Annotated in this window: 17 protein-coding genes; 11 read left to right on the top strand and 6 right to left on the bottom strand. The window is 67.2% G+C overall.

Features of this window, described 5'->3' with window-relative positions:
• Nucleotide 1 precedes the first annotated feature (1 nt).
• Entirely contained in the window at nt 2-589 is a 588-nt protein-coding gene (locus ACTXPP_RS10630; RefSeq protein ID WP_443342079.1) for a DUF1707 SHOCT-like domain-containing protein, read from the bottom strand.
• Nucleotides 590-645: 56 nt separating this feature from the next.
• Between ACTXPP_RS10630 and ACTXPP_RS10625 the strand changes: the two genes are divergently transcribed.
• Genes ACTXPP_RS10625 through ACTXPP_RS10600 form a run of 6 tightly spaced genes read left to right on the top strand, consistent with a single transcriptional unit; the run spans nt 646 to nt 6,267 of the window.
• Nucleotides 646-1,806, top strand: a complete 1,161-nt coding sequence (locus ACTXPP_RS10625) for a glycoside hydrolase family 76 protein (RefSeq protein ID WP_301494491.1) — start codon at nt 646-648, stop codon at nt 1,804-1,806.
• Between the two features lie 13 nt (nt 1,807-1,819).
• The gene (gene fbaA / locus ACTXPP_RS10620) at nt 1,820-2,950 is read left to right on the top strand and encodes a class II fructose-bisphosphate aldolase (protein ID WP_443342077.1); all 1,131 of its coding nucleotides are present in this window, start codon (nt 1,820-1,822) and stop codon (nt 2,948-2,950) included.
• A gap of 9 nt (nt 2,951-2,959) precedes the next feature.
• Nucleotides 2,960-3,403, top strand: a complete 444-nt coding sequence (locus ACTXPP_RS10615; protein WP_443342076.1) for a DUF3151 domain-containing protein — start codon at nt 2,960-2,962, stop codon at nt 3,401-3,403.
• A gap of 25 nt (nt 3,404-3,428) precedes the next feature.
• Nucleotides 3,429-4,454: an endonuclease/exonuclease/phosphatase family protein gene (locus tag ACTXPP_RS10610; RefSeq protein ID WP_301524598.1), complete on the top strand. Its 1,026-nt coding sequence runs from the start codon at nt 3,429-3,431 to the stop codon at nt 4,452-4,454.
• 29 nt (nt 4,455-4,483) lie between these two features.
• On the top strand, nt 4,484-5,746 hold the full coding sequence (locus ACTXPP_RS10605) for an FUSC family protein (protein WP_443342075.1): 1,263 nt from the start codon (nt 4,484-4,486) through the stop codon (nt 5,744-5,746).
• Nucleotides 5,747-5,763: 17 nt separating this feature from the next.
• Complete coding sequence (locus ACTXPP_RS10600; protein WP_443342074.1) at nt 5,764-6,267, top strand: GNAT family N-acetyltransferase; 504 nt, start codon at nt 5,764-5,766, stop codon at nt 6,265-6,267.
• 3 nt (nt 6,268-6,270) lie between these two features.
• Here ACTXPP_RS10600 and ACTXPP_RS10595 read toward each other — a convergent pair whose 3' ends face one another.
• A complete protein-coding gene (locus ACTXPP_RS10595) occupies nt 6,271-7,155 on the bottom strand; it encodes a hypothetical protein (protein WP_443342073.1) in 885 nt (294 codons plus the stop codon).
• 84 nt (nt 7,156-7,239) lie between these two features.
• On the opposite strand from ACTXPP_RS10595, the gene ACTXPP_RS10590 reads away from it, so the two are divergent.
• The 5 genes from ACTXPP_RS10590 to ACTXPP_RS10570 all read left to right on the top strand — a co-directional run bounded on the left by ACTXPP_RS10590 (nt 7,240) and on the right by ACTXPP_RS10570 (nt 12,478).
• Nucleotides 7,240-8,526, top strand: a complete 1,287-nt coding sequence (locus tag ACTXPP_RS10590) for an adenylosuccinate synthase (protein ID WP_301494478.1) — start codon at nt 7,240-7,242, stop codon at nt 8,524-8,526.
• Nucleotides 8,510-8,887, top strand: a complete 378-nt coding sequence (locus ACTXPP_RS10585) for an MGMT family protein (protein WP_301494476.1) — start codon at nt 8,510-8,512, stop codon at nt 8,885-8,887. Before ACTXPP_RS10590 ends, ACTXPP_RS10585 begins: the two co-directional genes overlap by 17 nt.
• Before the next feature lie 85 nt (nt 8,888-8,972).
• The gene (locus ACTXPP_RS10580) at nt 8,973-9,788 is read left to right on the top strand and encodes a hypothetical protein (RefSeq protein WP_443342070.1); all 816 of its coding nucleotides are present in this window, start codon (nt 8,973-8,975) and stop codon (nt 9,786-9,788) included.
• Nucleotides 9,752-10,747 carry a nucleoside hydrolase gene (locus tag ACTXPP_RS10575; RefSeq protein ID WP_301520424.1) on the top strand — a complete coding sequence of 332 codons (996 nt, stop codon included), beginning with the start codon at nt 9,752-9,754 and terminating at the stop codon, nt 10,745-10,747. The genes ACTXPP_RS10580 and ACTXPP_RS10575 overlap by 37 nt, the downstream gene beginning before the upstream one ends.
• A gap of 114 nt (nt 10,748-10,861) precedes the next feature.
• Nucleotides 10,862-12,478, top strand: a complete 1,617-nt coding sequence (locus ACTXPP_RS10570) for an AMP-binding protein (protein ID WP_301494471.1) — start codon at nt 10,862-10,864, stop codon at nt 12,476-12,478.
• Between the two features lie 92 nt (nt 12,479-12,570).
• Here the strand turns inward: ACTXPP_RS10570 and ACTXPP_RS10565 are convergent, their stop codons facing one another.
• The 4 genes from ACTXPP_RS10565 to ACTXPP_RS10550 are packed head-to-tail and all read right to left on the bottom strand — an operon-like array spanning nt 12,571 to nt 15,815.
• Nucleotides 12,571-14,211 carry a BCCT family transporter gene (locus ACTXPP_RS10565; RefSeq protein ID WP_443342068.1) on the bottom strand — a complete coding sequence of 547 codons (1,641 nt, stop codon included), beginning with the start codon at nt 14,209-14,211 and terminating at the stop codon, nt 12,571-12,573.
• Nucleotides 14,212-14,219: 8 nt separating this feature from the next.
• Nucleotides 14,220-14,447 (bottom strand): hypothetical protein, encoded by a 228-nt coding sequence (locus ACTXPP_RS10560; RefSeq protein ID WP_301494467.1) that lies wholly within the window; start codon nt 14,445-14,447, stop codon nt 14,220-14,222.
• Nucleotides 14,448-14,481: 34 nt separating this feature from the next.
• Complete coding sequence (locus tag ACTXPP_RS10555) at nt 14,482-15,213, bottom strand: SDR family NAD(P)-dependent oxidoreductase (RefSeq protein ID WP_301494465.1); 732 nt, start codon at nt 15,211-15,213, stop codon at nt 14,482-14,484.
• Nucleotides 15,210-15,815: a TetR/AcrR family transcriptional regulator gene (locus ACTXPP_RS10550; protein ID WP_443342066.1), complete on the bottom strand. Its 606-nt coding sequence runs from the start codon at nt 15,813-15,815 to the stop codon at nt 15,210-15,212. The genes ACTXPP_RS10555 and ACTXPP_RS10550 overlap by 4 nt, the downstream gene beginning before the upstream one ends.
• Nucleotides 15,816-16,115: the final 300 nt, after the last annotated feature.

The following is a 16,115-nucleotide window of genomic DNA, read 5'->3' as shown; positions in this document are numbered from 1 at the left end:
ACTACCGGTCGTCCTCCTGGGAATCCTCCCGGGGCTCCAGCTCGTGCACCCTCTTGGCGGCCCGACGCAGCCGCTCTTTCCGGGTCTCCTGCTCGGTCTCCTGGAGCTCGTCGTAGAGCTCTTCGTCCTCGTCGGAGTATTTCAGGATCATCCGGGGGAGGGTCAGCGTCAGGGCCAGCGACGGCCACACCACCCAGGCGTGGGTGACGTCGAAGACGAACTGCAGCAGCAGGTACGACACCAGGGTGGCCCCCAGGATCACCCCGTCGAGTGTGTTGATCAACCTCCCCCGTCTGCGCAGGCTCTCCAGCTCCGCAGCATCCGGGTCGTCCACCCTCGCCACCCCGGACCCCTGCTCCGGGAGAGCCACCGCACTCCCGGTGGAGTCGAACGGCACCCCGTCCGGGAGATCGTCGAAAAACCCTCGCAGATCACCTATCGTGCGTGCATCGGCGACACCTGCCGAGCGTTCATTGAACTCTGAATCGTGCAGACGCCCGTCCGCGTAGTGCCCGCCGAGCGACGTCAGCGCGTGAATCCGGTCGGCATCACTGAGTCGCAGCCTGTCAGACGGGGGAGGCGCATCCATGCCCTTAGGGTACCAACAGGTGCGAGACTCCCACTTTTGCAGGCAGAATGAACCATATGCAGGAACGTTGGGACCACCGGGCCGATCTCGCCGAACAGGCCGTCATGGAACGCCATGGCGGCCGGCTCTGGGCGATCCCCCGGACGAACCTGGCCATTGTCGCGTGGCCCCCGGCGACGAAGGACAAGTTCTACTACCAGTGGCACTACTGGTGGCAGGCCCACTACATCGACTGCCAGGTCGACGCCACCCTGCGCCGCAGCACCCGCCTGCGTCTCGGCATGATCCGACGAACCATCCGCGGTATGCGACTGCGCAACTTCGGGAAGTTGACCCGCAACGAGTACTTCGACGACAAGACGTGGCTGGCCCTGGCCCTGCAGCGGGTCGAGGACCTCGACCGCTACGGCAAGGTGCGCTACCGGTCGTCGTTGGAGGAGGACATCTTCGGCGGTGTCGATTCGTTGACCGGCGTCATCCCGTGGCGGAAAGGGGAGACGTTCTACAACGTTCCGACCAACGGCCCGGCGGCGATCCTCGCCGCCCGGACCGGGAATCTCGAGCTCGCCGAGGAGCTCACGGACTGGGTCCACCACCGGCTGATCAACCCTGAGGGCCTGGTGATGGACGGCATCCGGATGACCATGTCGGGTCCGGAGCCCGTCGACGACATCCACGCCTACTGCCAGGGCGTGATGATCGGGGCATCCCTGGAGCTGGCCCGGGCGCAGCGTCGCAGTGCCGGGGTGGCGATGGATGCCGTCAGCGAGGTCGGCATGCCGGCGATCACCCGCGTCCAGCATCTGGTGGGTGCCGTTGCCGAGCAGATGACGTCCCGCAACGGCGGCATCGACTGGCGCGGCGGGGGCGGTGACGGCGGTCTGTTCAAGGGCATCCTGGTGCGGTACCTGGCATTGGTGGCGACGTCACTGCCGGGGGCGGACAAGGCCACCGCCACGACCCGTCGGACGGCGCGTCGGCTGGTGTTGCGCTCGGCGGAGGCGGTGTGGCGTTACCGTCTGGAGGTCGACGGGCTGCCGTTGTTCCCCGGCTCCTGGGGTGGGGACGCGGTCCTGCCGCAGTCCGGTGGTCTGGTCGGCGCGGCTCTGTCGGGGGCGGCGGCGTCGGCGGAGATTCCGGAACGCGACCTGTCGGTGCAGCTCTCCGGCTGGATGTTGATGGAGGCAGCGGCGGCGGTGGCGGCGTCCGACCGCTAGCGTCCCACCCGTTTTGCGAGAGCGAACGGCTCCTCATCCACACAACTGCGTCGGTCCACGGCATACTTGGGGGGGACAGTGCGCACGCCAACTCGCAAAGGAACTCGTCATGCCGATTGCAACACCCGCCGTCTACCGCGACATGCTCGACAAGGCCAAGGAGGGCGGCTTCGCGTATCCCGCGATCAACTGCACCTCCTCGGAGACCATCAACGCCGCCCTGAAGGGCTTCGCCGACGCCGAGTCCGACGGCATCATCCAGTTCTCCCTCGGTGGTGCGGAGTTCGGCTCCGGCCTGGCGGTGAAGAACATGGTCGCCGGTGCTGAGGCGCTGGCGCACTTCACCCACCACGCGGCGAAGCACTACGGGGTCAACGTCGCCCTGCACACCGACCACTGCCAGAAGGAGAAGCTGGACAGCTACGTCCGGCCGCTGCTGAAGATCTCGCAGGCACGGGTCGATGCCGGCGAGAATCCGCTGTTCCAGTCGCACATGTGGGACGGTTCGGCCGTCCCGATCGACGAGAACCTGGAGATCGCCAAGGACCTGCTGCCGAAGTGTGCTGCGGCGAATATCGTCCTCGAGGTCGAGATCGGTGTCGTCGGTGGTGAGGAGGACGGCGTCGAGGCGAAGGCCGGCGCGAACCTCTACACCACGGCGGAGGACTTCGAGAAGACGGTGGATGCCCTGGGCACCGGTGAGAACGGCCGCTACATGCTGGCCGCCACCTTCGGCAACGTCCACGGTGTCTACAAGCCGGGCAATGTGAAGCTGCGTCCGGAGGTCCTCGACATGGGCCAGAAGACCGCCGCGAAGAAGCTGGGCCTCTCCGAGGGCTCCCAGCCCTTCGACTTCGTCTTCCACGGCGGCTCCGGCTCCGAGAAGGAGAAGATCGAGGAGTCCCTGCGCTACGGCGTGATCAAGATGAACGTGGACACCGACACCCAGTACGCGTTCACCCGCCCGGTCGCCGGCCACATGTTCGCCAACTACGACGGTGTGCTGAAGATCGACGGTGAGGTCGGCAACAAGAAGGTCTACGACCCGCGTTCCTTCCTGAAGAAGGCCGAGGAGGCCATGGCCACCCGCGTCCTCGAGGCCTGCACCGACCTGCACTCCGTCGGCACCACCGTCTCGAAGTAGGTCGCGACGATGGCGGAGCAGATTCGTAAAGGGCGTGACCTCTTCGGCGCGGAGCACCCGGCGGTGCGTCTGCCGGACTCGTTGGCGACCGCGGTGACCGGTTCGGAGTCGCAGGCGGAGCTGGCGGCTCTGGCGGTGGCGAATCCGAAGGATTCAGGCGTGTGGGCCGCGTTGGCACAGCAGCATCTCGACAGTGCCGACCCGGCCGCACAGGTCACCGCCTATGCGTGCGCCCGGACCGGCTACCACCGTGGGTTGGACGCCCTGCGTTCCAACGGCTGGCGTGGCACCGGCCCGGTGCCGTGGGCCCATGAGCCGAACCGCGCGGTACTGCGGGCGATCATGATGCTCGCCGTGGTCGCCAAGGCCATCGGTGAGGAGGACGAGTACATCCGTTGTCTCAACCTGGTCAACGACTGCGACCCGGACGCCGCTGAGGCCATCGGGCAGTAGCCCACTGTCAGTTCTCCGCCGCCGAATGATCCTGTTGTCCCCGCGCGCCCGCCGCGTGCTGCGCCGCTGCGGGTGGGTTCTGCTCGTCCTGTTCCTGTTGTGGGCGTCCACCCCGTTGTGGCCGCTGACCGGTGTGCTGCCGGGCGTCGTCGCGTGGCTGCTTCCTGCGGCGCAGGCGATGTACTTCCTCGGCGTGCTCGCCGCCGGCTGCTGTGCGGCGACCCTGGTGTGGGGTGGGACGCGCCGACGGACGCGGGGGCGTCGGGTCGGCATTGCCACGGTGGTGCTGTGCACCCTGCTGGGCCTCACTGCGGCCGATATGGCGGTGGCGGTGCGGGAGCAGCAGCGCGACACCGACCCCGCGGGCACCGTCGGCACTGACACCGCATCGCTGCGGATCATGTCCCTGAACACCTATTACAGCGCCGCCGATGACGAGGGCATCGTCGAGGCGGTCGCTGAGTTGCGGCCGGACGTCCTGGTGCTGTCCGAGACCTCCACCGAGGAGGTCGGAATGGTGGAGGGCGCCACGGGCCTGCACGCGGTCTCCCCGGTGCTGCGCCGTACCCCGGGGGCGGGCACGGCGATCCTGGTCGGCGACGGGCAGGCCAGGGAGGTCTCGGAGGACACCGGCATCACCCGTCACCAGATGCCCGTCGCGGAGCTCGATGCCTCGACCGACCCACAGGCGACCATCGCCGGTGTGCACACCAACACCCCCGTCCACCGCGACCTGCTCGGTGGCTGGTTGCAGGAGATGGAGGACCTGCGGGACTGGGTCGATGACACGTCCACCAGCCAGGACCACCCGGTCATCCTCGCTGGCGACTTCAACGCCACGATGTCGCACCCGGAGTTCCGCGAGTTGGTGCACGGTGCGGACCTGGAACGCTGTGCCGCCTCTGCTATGGGTCCGGCGACCTGGCCGGCGGTCGTACCGGTCGTCCGGCTGGACCACATCCTCGTCGCCGGTGCGTCCTGCGGCGATTCCGGAACCCTGCGGGTCGAGGGCTCCGACCACCAGGCGATCTGGGCCGACGTTCACCTGTAGTGTCCGGCGCTCGTGCCAGAATGGTCAGCATGACCGAGAAGCAGTCCGGCGACTACTCCGAACGCGCCCGCCGTGCCCGTGACCGTGCAGGCATGCACGGGCGGCTCGGTGTGGGTGCCGCGAGGGAGTCGCTGCGTCGATTGGCGGTGGCCGAGCGTTTCACCCGTGTCCGTGGCACGGCGGTCTTCGCCCTGCAGTGCGCGATCGCCGCGGGCCTGGCCTGGTTCATCGCCCATGACCTCATCGGCCATGAACAACCCTTCTTCGCCCCCATCGCCGCGGTGATCAGTCTCGGTGTCGGTGGTGGGAAACGGGTGCGCCGTGGCTTCGAGCTGCTGATCGGTGCCACCGTGGGCATCGGCATTGGTGACCTGGTGATATCCCAGATCGGTGGGGGTGGTTGGCAGATCACCGTGGTGGTGTTCGTGGCGATGATGCTGGCCGTCTTCGTGGACAAGGGGCCACTGGTACCGAACCAGGCGGCGAGTTCGGCGGTGCTGGTCGCCACGCTGATCCCACCGGGGGAGCAGGCCGGTTGGGAGCGCATGGTCGACTGCATGGTCGGCGGGATCCTGGGGTTGATCGTGGTCGCGGTGATCCCGAACAATCCGCTGCGGGCGGCGCGCCGGGAGATCGCGGGGCTGATCAGCAAGGCCGCACTGGTGCTCGACGATGTCGCCCAGGGCATCGAGGAACGCGACGGTGAGATCATCGGCGACGCCCTGGAGACCGCCCGCGGCACCCAGGCCAGTGTCAATGATCTTATGGCGGCGGCCGGCGGCGGCGATGAGGTGATGAGCCTCTCTCCGATCTACTGGACCGCCCGGCGGTACTCCAAGTCGATGAACCGCATCCTGGTCCCGGTGGACAATGTGATGCGCAATTCCCGGGTGTTGGCCCGCCGCGCCGAGATCATGGTGGAGGACGGCGTGGAGCCCCCACCGGAGTTGTCACGGCTGATCCGCGATATATCGGACGCGCTGGGTCACCTCGGCACAGTGTACGCCTCCGGCGGGACCCGGGCGACGCGTCAGGAACTCGTGGAGATCCCGGAGATCACCCGTCGGCTGCAGTTGTTGGCAGGACGCTCCGGCCTGGCCGTCGCAGAGGGGGCCGGCCTGTCGGGGGCGGTGGTGCTGGCGCAGTGCCGCTCGATCATCGTGGATGCCCTGCAGGTGTGCGGCATGTCCCGGGAGTCGGCGATGGCGGTGCTGCAGCCGACGGTGTCGGAGCCGCAGTTCCCCCCGGAGGTGTGGGGTGACACCAGTGACGCCGAGGGCGACCGGGGCTGATCAGATACAGTATTGGCATGGCAACCACCACCACCACCGAGTCCGGCATCCCGGACCTCTCGGACATCATCGTCAAGCGTTGGAATGACCTCGACACCACCGAGGTTTATGCGATCGCCCGCCTGCGTACCGAGGTTTTCCTGCGCGAACAGCGTGTGGATGATGTTGAACTGGACTGGCGGGACCCGGACTCCAGCACGGTCCATGTGTTCATCCGCAACGGCCGCGACGTGGTGGGCTACCTCCGGACGCTGGCGGTCCCCCCGCTGCGCAACGTCCCCGGCGTCCCCGCGGTCCACCGTGTGCTGGGACGCATGGTCGTCGACCCGGAGTTCCGCGGGCGGGGACTGGCCGGACAGCTGATCGCCAGAGCCGTGGAACTGCACTCCGACGAGCCCATCGTGCTGCACGCCCAGACCTACATCACCGGCATGTACGAGGAGCACGGCTTCGAGGTCTACGGCGAGGAGTATGACGAGGGCGGTATCCCGCACCTCTCCATGGTCCGGACCCCGAAGTAGTCCCTAACGCCGGACGAACTGACCGTCGCGCAGGTGCCGGTAGAAGGTCACCGATTTCACCGCACGCGGATGCGCCACCCCGTCACGTACCACCGTGAGACCGACCCCGCCGGCCTGCAACGCCCGGCCGGACAACACCGCGGTGTGGTCCACCAGGCCGGGTTCCAGGTTGCGGCGGAACAGACGACGCCGCAGCGACTTCTCGGCCGCGATCTCGTCATAGACCGAGGGGGTGAGCAGCCGGGTCGCCGCCAGCCCGGGGGCCTCCACCGTCGGCACCATCCGCACCCCGAACGCCCCGGCCTTCCCCTCCCACGGGGCCGTGGACTGGTTCATGAACAGGGTCCCGGAGTCCACGATCACCTCACCGACCAGCTCGGAACCGGGGTGGAGGATCTCCGCCGAGCCCAGGGTGACGATCCCGGCATCGTCACGCACGATGCTCGTCGGACGCGCCGGTGCGGTCATCGCGAAGTTCAATGCGGCCAGGTCCGGCTCATCCGACGCCTCCAGCTGCCAGTTCTGCGCCACCACGGAACCCCCCGGCCCCACCGGCACGAAGCCGACCGAGATCCACAGTGCGTCGATGCGCATCAGGCGGGTGACCACCGCGGCAACGGCCGCGTCCGACCCCACCACCACGACCCGGACCGGCTGGTCGGGACGCTGCGGGGCGAACTGCGGTGCCCCCTGGTGGGGGACGTCCGGCTGTGCGGCGATCTCGTCCAGCGAGGGGGAATCGTCCTGCGGCAGGTGCGCGGCGGCGAGTTCGTCGAGCAGGCGCAGGTCACGGCGTCCCGGCGTGGCGGGCAGGGACACCGACCCGGGCAGCAGGGCGCCCACGAGGTCGTGGGCCCGGTCGCCACAGGCAAGCACTATGGTCGTCATAACGTCCTAGCGTAGTCCACCGGCTACACTGTTCTTTTGGTTAGAGAGTCAGTCCAGACAGGAACGGAAAGTGACGGACGCACAATGACAGCCATTATCGTGGTCGGCGCACAGTGGGGCGACGAAGGCAAGGGCAAGGCCACCGACATCCTCGGTGGCCGGGTCGACTATGTCGTCAAGCCCAACGGCGGTAACAACGCCGGACACACCGTCGTCGTCGGTGGCGAGAAGTACGAGCTCAAGCTCCTTCCCGCCGGCGTGCTCAGCGAGAACGCCACCCCGGTCATCGGCAACGGCTGCGTGGTCAACCTCGAGGCACTCTTCGAGGAGATCGACGGCCTTCAGGCCCGCGGCTGCAACGCCTCCCGCCTGAAGGTCAGCGCCAACGCCCAGCTGGTCGCGCCGTACCACCAGGTGCTCGACAAGGTCTCCGAGCGCTTCCTCGGCAAGCGCGCCATCGGCACCACGGGCCGCGGCATCGGCCCGTCCTACGCCGACAAGGTCTCCCGCATCGGCATCCGGGCCCAGGACCTGCTGGACGAGTCGATCCTGCGGCAGAAGGTCGAGGGTGCGCTGAACCAGAAGAACCAGATGCTGGTGAAGCTGTACAACCGCAAGGCCATCGACGCCGACGAGATCGTCGACTACTTCCTCAGCTTCGCCGAGCGGCTGGAGCCGATGCTCATCGACGCCGAGCTGGAGCTCAACCAGGCCCTCGACGAGGGTAAGTCGGTGCTGATGGAGGGCGGTCAGGCGACCATGCTCGACGTCGACCACGGCACCTACCCCTTCGTCACCTCGTCCAACCCCACCGCCGGCGGTGCCTGCACCGGCTCCGGCATCGGCCCGACGAAGATCACCAGCTCGCTGGGCATCATCAAGGCCTACACCACCCGTGTCGGTGCCGGCCCGTTCCCCACCGAGCTCTTCGACAAGTGGGGCGAGTACCTGCAGACCACCGGCGGCGAGTTCGGTGTGAACACCGGACGTAAGCGCCGGTGTGGCTGGTACGACTCGGTCATCGCCCGTTACGCCTCCCGGGTCAACGGTTTCACCGACCTCTTCGTCACCAAGCTCGACGTGCTCACCGGCATCGGTGAGATCCCGATCTGCGTGGCCTACGACGTCGACGGGGTCCGCCACGACGAGATGCCGATGAGCCAGTCGGACGTGCACCACGCGGTGCCGATCTACGAGACCATGCCCGCCTGGGACGAGGACATCTCCGGCTGCCGCACCTTCGAGGACCTGCCGGAGAAGGCACAGGCCTACGTCCGTCGTCTCGAGGAGCTCTCCGGCTGCCGCATCTCCTACATCGGGGTCGGCCCGGGGCGCGATGAGACCATCGTGCTGCATGACGTTCTCGACTGACGAACCGCTCCACAGGCTGGGGGACGTCCTGCACCTCGTCGACGACGGCGAGGTGACCGGCTACGGCGAGATCGCCCGTGCCCTCGGCATGCCCCGCGGTGCCCGTGCCGTGGCTCGGGCGTTGGCGTCCGGGGACCACGGTTGGGACCTCGCCGCACCGGTCATCCCGGTCGGCAGGACGCGGGGACGCGCCGGGCACAAGGTCTTCATCGTCCCGGAACTGGGGGAGGGCGAGGACTCCCGCTCAGCCGGACTGGCTCGCCGCGCGGTACCTTTCACCCGCGACGGTCAGGACCTGTTGATCCCCTGCCGACTGTGCCTGGACGCGGGGGAACTGGGCGAGCGACTGCAGTGGGGGTAGTGCTCACCTGCGGTAATGCCGAAAATGTGACCGGTGATACATCCCGCGCTCCAATGTGATCAAGTCTGACCATACAATCATGGTCATGAGTCTTGGTTTCCTCTTCTTTCTGCCAGCCACCGCCGGTGCCTACCGGCCCGACGGTGACCTTGTGTCGTACGCGCAGAAGATCCATGAGGGGCTCGGCGACGACATGAGCGCCACCACCGACCCGGCCTCCTTCTACGAGACCCCGGGCGACCCGCACCCTGGGCGTCCCGCTCCCCGGGTGATCACCGAGCTGTCCACATGGATCAACGACCACTGCGACCTCGGCGGGGCTGATCCCAGTGAGGAAGGGGCCGGTCGTTTCCTGGGGGTCTCGGAGTTTCCCGTGGAACCGGTACAGGACACCCTGCACTTCGGTGTGCCCTACTCCCTGGCGGACAACACCGGCGCAGCCCTGCAGGACAAGGCTGCCGACCTGGGCCTGTGCATGATCGACGACATGGAGATGTTGTGGGTCAACTCCACCGGCATCGACCGGGGGCTGCGGATGCGCTCCTCGGTCGGCACCGTCAGCACGCATGTCGACGAGGAGAGCATCCGCTCTGCGCTCGCCGACGACGCGGACCGCCGTGAACGCTCCGATGACGGCATCCCGTATGTCGTCATCGACACCGGGCTGCCGGAACAGTCGTCCCCGTTGGCCGGCACCCCGCTGGAGCATGTCCGTTTCGTGCAGGCGGCGTTGCTGGGCAATGGCTGGGTCACCGAATACCGCTCGCGGCGCACCCACTTCCGCCGTCACCCCACCAATCTGGAGGACGCCGCGGCCGACCTCGCCGCATTCGCCGACGGTGACCCCGGGTTCCTGTCGCGGGGATGGGAGGACGTCACCGCGGAAACGGTCCAGCGGTGACCGTCACCAGTGTGGTCGCTGATGTCGACACCGGCATCGACGATGCGCTGGCCCTGGTGTGGTTGGCGGCCGAGCAGCGGGCAGGACGTATCGACCTGCATGTCACCACCTCGGCCGGCAACACCACCGCGGCATTGGCCGCCCGGAACTCCCGTGAGGTACTGCGCGTGGCGGGGGTGCCGGACGTTCCGGTGACCGCCGGGGCCGCCACCCCGCGGGTGCTGCCGCTGACCACGACCCCGGAGACCCACGGCCCGGAGGGGCTGGGGTACTGGCGGCCGCGCGAGGAGGCCCGTTCTGCTGCGACACCCACTGCCGCGGCCGCGGTGGAGGCCTGGCGACGGGCGGAGCCGTCCCACCTGCTTGTCGCCGGTCCGGCGACGAACCTCGCCCACGCCATCGAGCATGCCCCCGAGGTGCTGGCCGGGGTACAGGTCACGCTGATGTGCGGGGCCTTCACCTACCCGGGCAACACCACGCCTACCGCTGAGTGGAACACCTGGGTCGATCCGCATGCGCTGTCCTATGCACTGTCGCATTGGCCGACGGGCACCCCGCCGCCGGTGATCTGTCCGCTGAATGTCACCGAGCGGGTGATCCTGACCCCGAAGCGCCTGGCGACCTGGACCGCGGACGACTCCGAGCTCTCTTCGTTGCTGCAGGACGCCCTGCGTTTCTACTTCGAGTTCCACGAGTCGGTGGGCGTCGGTTACTGCGCGCAGATCCATGACCTGGCCGCCGCGATGGTGCTGCTCGACGCCGTGCCCGCCACCTGTGCCCCGGCGACGGTGCAGGTCGAGGCCGAGTCGGAACTGTTACGCGGCACCACGGTCGCGGATTGGGTCGGCGGCGGTGAACACTCAGACCCTGTCGGCCCGTACTGGGGCCTGCCCGCCAACGCCCGTGTCCTCACCGAGCTGGATCCGGAAGACGTCCTCAGGGAGTTTTCGCCGTCCTGATGTGTTTGCTCAGTTTCCGAAACCGGGACGAATCTGTAGTGCGCCTACTAGAATCTTGCGGTATGTCACGGAAGTGATGTCAGTCACGCCCGCCGAGAATCAGGAGCCCACCGCATGCCCGTAGCGAGTCCCCGCCCCACCATCGAGATCCCCGAGGTCAGCATCTACGACCTGCTCTTCGGGAGCCTCACTGCCGAGGAGAACCAGCGCACCGCGATCACCGACTCCGCCACCGGAGCCGTGGTCAGCTACGGTGAACTGCGCCAGCAGGTCGACCTCTTCGCCGGGGCGCTGGCGTCCCGCGGTGTCGGCGTCGGCGACGTCGTCGCCCTGCACTGCCCGAACACCCACGTCTTCGCCGTCGCCTTCCACGGCATCCTGCGGGCCGGTGCCACCGTCACCACCGTCGGCTCCCTGGGTACCGTCGAGGACGTCGCCAAGCAGGTCGCGAATTCCGGTGCCTCGCTGGTCTTCACCGTCAGCCTGCTCGGCAACGCCGGCTTCGAGGGTGCCCGCAAGGCCGGCCTGTCGGATGATCGGATCATCGACCTCGTCGACCCGGCGACCGGCCTGCAGGCCCTGCTGAAGGAGGCCAGCCCTGCCCCGGAGGTCAGCTTCGATCCGGCGACCCACATCGCCGTCCTGCCGTACTCCTCCGGCACCACCGGCGTGCCCAAGGGTGTGCAGCTGAGCCACCGCAACCTGGTGTCCAACATCGTCCAGTGTGGCCCGTGGCTGCTCGAGAACGGTCAGACCCGCGACTCGGTGATCATGTGCGTGCTGCCGTTCTTCCACATCTACGGTATGAACGTGCTGCTCAACACCACACTGTTCAACCGCACGCACATGGTCACCATGCCCTCCTTCGATCTCCCGACCTTCCTGGAACTGCACCAGAAGCACCAGATCGACTTCACCTTCGTCGCCCCGCCGATCGCCGTCGTGCTGGCGAACCACCCGCTGGTCGACGAGTACGAGATCGACCATCTGACCACCGTGCTGTCCGGTGCCGCCGCACTCGACGACAAGCTCGCCGAGGCAGTGCAGAGCCGCCTCGGGGTGAAGGTGTTGCAGGGTTTCGGCATGACCGAGGCCTCCCCGGTGACCCACATCAGCTCCCGCGGTGAGACTCCGTTGGCATCCATCGGCCTGCCGGTGGCGAACACCGAATGCAAGGTGGTTGACCTGCGCGACCCGGACTTCGCCGAGATCCTGCCCCCGGGCAACGAGGGGGAGCGGTCGGACTCCGGTGAGATGTGGGTCCGTGGGCCACAGGTCATGCTGGGCTACCACAACAACGAGGAGGCCACCGAGATCACGCTGCTGCGTGACGGCTGGCTGCGCACCGGCGATATCGTGGAGTATGACTACGAGGGCAACGTCTACGTCGTCGACCGGGCGAAGGAGCTCATCAAGTACAAGGGTTACCAGGTTGCCCCGGCCGAGCTGGAGGCGCTGCTGATCACCCACGAGTCCATCGCCGACGCCGCGGTCGTGGGTTACCTGCGCGCTGAGGACGGCGAAGAGATCCCGCGGGCGTTCGTGGTTCCGCAGGCTGGGGAGGACGGCGCGCCGGTCGCCGTGGACACCGAGGCCCTGATGGAGTGGGTCGCCGAGCGGGTCGCACCGTACAAGAAGGTCCGCCTGGTGGAGATCATCGACGAGATCCCGAAGTCCGGCACGGGCAAGATCCTGCGTAAGAACCTGCGGGACGTGCCGGTCAGTTCCTAGCGCGGACCCTGCGCCCCGCCCCCACGTCCCCGTAGGAAATACCCACGCCCAGAGGTACGCTCTCACCCCCTGGCGCGTACCTCTGGGCGTGGTTATTTCTGCTCGGAGGCGTCGGAGGCGGCTGCGCTCTCCGCAGCACCCTCGGTGTCCTCGGTCTCTGCGTCCTCTGCGTCCTCCGCGCCCTCCACAGCATCGGTGTACCACTCGGTCTGTGCGGGGTCGTCACTGTCGAAGTTCGCGCCGGCCCCCTCCTCGGCCGGCACCTCCGCCACACCGAAGACGAAGTCATCGCCGTGCTCGTCGATACCGCGGCGGACATTCCTGGTCAGGGCGGTACGGGTGTAGGCCCGGCGGATCGTCGCCGGATCATTGCCGAGGTCCTTCGCCCAGGAGACCATCATCCCGATGATGATCAGGGCGAACGGTAGCGAGCAGGCGACCATGATCGACTGCAGTCCCGACAGCGCGTTCTCCCCGCCGGCGAGCAGCAGGAAGATGGCGATCAGGCCCAGTGCGGCACCCCATACGATGGTCACCGGCTTGGTGGGGACGGCGCGTCCGGACTGGGACATCGACCCCATCACGACCGTCGCGGAGTCCGCGACGGTGACGAAGAAGATCACCACGGCGATGATCACCACGATGGCGGTGAGTCCGGAGAGCGGCAGGTTGTCCATGATGTCGAACATCACGTTCTCGCCGGATCCCTCGATCCCCAGGTCGACCCCGTCGAGGTTCAGCTTGATCGCGGTGCCGCCGAAGATCACGTACCAGGCCACGGAGATCAGGGACGGGACGAGCACCACCACGGTCACGAACTGGCGGATGGTGCGGCCCTTGGAGATCTTGGTGATGAACGGCGACCAGGAGATCCACCATGCCCAGAAGAGCATGGTCCAGGCGGTGACGAACTCGGACTCCACCTCACCCTGGCTGGCGTTGACTTCCAGCATGGCCAGCAGGTTCTCGAAGAAGGCGTAGATCGAGGTCGGCAGCAGATCGAGCAGGAACAGCGTCGGGCCGGTGATCAGCACGAACAGTGCCAGTCCGACCACCAGGCCCAAGTTGATGTTGCTCAGCAACATGATGCCGCGTTTGATGCCGGTGACCGCGGACAGGATGAAGATGACCGTCAGGACGGACATCGCCACGACCACGAAGCCGTTGCCCTCGATGTCCTGGCCGGTGACGATCGAGGTTCCCGTCCTGATCTGCAATGCACCGATGCCCAGGGATGTCGCGGTGCCGACAAGCGTGACCAGCACGGCGGCGATGTCGATGATCTTTCCCAGTGCCCGGTTGGATCCGTCGGGGAAGACCGGTTCGAAGACCGCGGAGATCAGCGGCGGACGGCCACGGCGGTACGTCGAGTAGGCGATGGCACCGCCGACCAGGGCGTAGATACCCCAGGCGAAGCTGGCCTGGTGGAGGATCGACTGGGCCATCGCGGTCAGAACGGCGTCGGTGGTGCCGGATTCCGCACCAGCCGCTGGCGAAGCCTCCAGGAAGTGCTGCAACGGCTCCATCGGTCCGTAGAAGACCAGTCCGATGCCGAGGCCGGCGGCGAAGAGCATCGAGATCCAGGACATGGTCGAGTAGTCCGGTTCGGCACCGTCGGGGCCGAGACGGATGTGCCCGGTGTGCCGGTATCCGATGACGAAAATGAAGATCACGCAGTCCACGGCGATGACTCCGTAGAGCCAACCGAGGTTCTGGACCACCCACGACTGCATGGTGGAACCTACCTCGGCGATATTCTCCGGGCGAAGGCCGCCCAGGCGATGAAGCCGATGGCCACGACCAGTGCGGTGATGAACACCGGCAGTCTGGTGGGGTAGTCCGGTTTGGAGTCTTCCGCGCTGACACCGGGCACGAGTGCCGGGTGGACGGACTGCTTTCCTGTGGCGGCGCGTTTGACCGCGTCGCCGATGCGGGCTGACTGGGGGTGACTGGGGCCGTCATCGGCCATGTCGGGGGTCCTTTCAGGGAGTCGGGAGGGATTGTCAGGGCATGGGGAGTTGTGCGGTTCTCCCTCCGTCGACGGTGTGGACCTGACCGGTGATGAAGGACGCATCGTCGGACGCCAGGAAGGCGACCACCGCGGCGACATCCTCTGGTGTCCCGGTGCGTCCCACCGGGTGGAGCCTGGTCAGCGCCTCCCGGAACTCCGGTGTGGCGCCGTAGTCGATGTTCAACTCGGTGTCGATCCAGCCCGGGGCCACCGCATTGCACCGGATTCCGTGTTCACCGAGGTCCACGGCCATCGCACGGGTCATCCCGTGGATGCCGGCCTTGGTTGTGCAGTAGGTGGTGTGCCCGGGGTTCGCGGCCACACCTTCCACCGATCCGATGTTCACGATGGATCCCTGCGTCGCCGTCAGATGTGGCATCGCGGCCTGGATCAGCAGCATCGGTGCCGTGAGGTTCACGGCGATCGCACGGTTCCAGGCACCGAGGTCGGTGTCGGAGACCGGCATCTGCTGCATCAGTCCGGCATTGTTCACCAGGATGTCCAGGCGTCCGGACTTCTCGATGACCTCGTCGATGATTCGGGCCGGTGCCGCAGGGTCGGCGAGGTCGGCGACGATGCCGGCGAACTCCGCGTCGGCACCTCGTTGGGCGGTGTAGACGGTGGCGCCCTCATCGGCCAACCGGCGGGCGATGGCGTGTCCGATCCCGGAGCGACCTCCGGTGACCAGAGTGACCTTGTCCTGAGAGTTCTTGAGGCGTTTCATCGTTGACCTCCGATTCCGGCGGCGGCCAGTGCGGCGCGGGCCCCGCGCATCGCCGCGTCGATCGCGGTGTCGACCCCCTGGTAGCGCGCGGCGTAGGTCGCACCTTCGTGCAGCAGGAAGAGCGTGTCGGCGAGGCGGTCGAGGTCGGCGTCGGTGCAGGCGCCCGTGTCGGACGTGATCTCGGCGAGTCGGGTGCTGATCACGTCGACGATCTGCTCTTTGTGGCGGAGGGTGATCTCCTCGATCTCCGTGCTGTCGGGGTACTCCGACATGGCGTTGCCGAAGAAGCAGCCGATGTTGGCGACCCCGGTGAGCCAGTCGTGCAGGCGGACCAGGATGTGCAGGACGTGGTCCACGCCGTGCTCGGGGCCGGGGGCGTCCGAGATCCACTCCATGTAGGACGCTCCGCGGTATTCGAGTGCGCCGATGACCATGGCTTCCCGACTGGGGAAGTACTTGTAGAGGGTGCGCAGCGACACTCCGCTCCATTCGCGGAGTTCATCGACGGACCGGCCGGCGAATCCGCGTTCGGCGAATCCCCGCTGCAGACCGGCGGCAATGCGGTCTCGGGTGGGGTTCGTCAACGGTGTGTTCGCAGTCACGACGATCAGCGGTAGAGCGATTGTTCTACCACTTCACGTTGGTGGCGCATACTCTGGGACTTCACCCGGAAATTGCGATACCTGGAGGTACGCTCACCGGCCCGTGGCCGTACCTCCAGGTATGGCAGTTTCTAAGTGGCGCAGGACCCGGCAGTGGCGGGAGGATGAGGGAAAGACCTGTGGAAACAGCCGAAGCGTCCTGAGAAGGACTGGTTCAACTACCCCAAGGACGTCACCGAGAACAACGCCCAGCGCATGTACCGTGCCGCCGTTCATCCCGGGGCTGGTGGTCCTGTTAGG

It is taken from the genome of Candidatus Corynebacterium faecigallinarum, assembly GCF_052264515.1.
Classification (GTDB): domain Bacteria; phylum Actinomycetota; class Actinomycetes; order Mycobacteriales; family Mycobacteriaceae; genus Corynebacterium; species Corynebacterium faecigallinarum.
Note: the sequence above shows the minus strand (reverse complement) of the source record. Positions and strands in the feature narration are given on the sequence as shown.

Bases quoted from the DNA above. Each gene is read 5' to 3' on its own strand.
- ACTXPP_RS10625 (WP_301494491.1), top strand. From the start codon at position 646: ATGCAGGAACGTTGGGACCACCGGGCCGATCTCGCCGAACAGGCCGTC.
- ACTXPP_RS10580 (WP_443342070.1), top strand. From the start codon at position 8,973: ATGAGTCTTGGTTTCCTCTTCTTTCTGCCAGCCACCGCCGGTGCCTAC.
- ACTXPP_RS10590 (WP_301494478.1), top strand. From the start codon at position 7,240: ATGACAGCCATTATCGTGGTCGGCGCACAGTGGGGCGACGAAGGCAAG.
- ACTXPP_RS10600 (WP_443342074.1), top strand. From the start codon at position 5,764: ATGGCAACCACCACCACCACCGAGTCCGGCATCCCGGACCTCTCGGAC.
- ACTXPP_RS10565 (WP_443342068.1), bottom strand. From the start codon at position 14,211: ATGCAGTCGTGGGTGGTCCAGAACCTCGGTTGGCTCTACGGAGTCATC.
- ACTXPP_RS10615 (WP_443342076.1), top strand. From the start codon at position 2,960: ATGGCGGAGCAGATTCGTAAAGGGCGTGACCTCTTCGGCGCGGAGCAC.
- ACTXPP_RS10575 (WP_301520424.1), top strand. From the start codon at position 9,752: ATGGGAGGACGTCACCGCGGAAACGGTCCAGCGGTGACCGTCACCAGT.
- ACTXPP_RS10555 (WP_301494465.1), bottom strand. From the start codon at position 15,213: ATGAAACGCCTCAAGAACTCTCAGGACAAGGTCACTCTGGTCACCGGA.
- ACTXPP_RS10595 (WP_443342073.1), bottom strand. From the start codon at position 7,155: ATGACGACCATAGTGCTTGCCTGTGGCGACCGGGCCCACGACCTCGTG.
- ACTXPP_RS10610 (WP_301524598.1), top strand. From the start codon at position 3,429: ATGATCCTGTTGTCCCCGCGCGCCCGCCGCGTGCTGCGCCGCTGCGGG.
- ACTXPP_RS10585 (WP_301494476.1), top strand. From the start codon at position 8,510: ATGACGTTCTCGACTGACGAACCGCTCCACAGGCTGGGGGACGTCCTG.
- ACTXPP_RS10605 (WP_443342075.1), top strand. From the start codon at position 4,484: ATGACCGAGAAGCAGTCCGGCGACTACTCCGAACGCGCCCGCCGTGCC.
- ACTXPP_RS10560 (WP_301494467.1), bottom strand. From the start codon at position 14,447: ATGGCCGATGACGGCCCCAGTCACCCCCAGTCAGCCCGCATCGGCGAC.
- ACTXPP_RS10630 (WP_443342079.1), bottom strand. From the start codon at position 589: ATGGATGCGCCTCCCCCGTCTGACAGGCTGCGACTCAGTGATGCCGAC.
- ACTXPP_RS10570 (WP_301494471.1), top strand. From the start codon at position 10,862: ATGCCCGTAGCGAGTCCCCGCCCCACCATCGAGATCCCCGAGGTCAGC.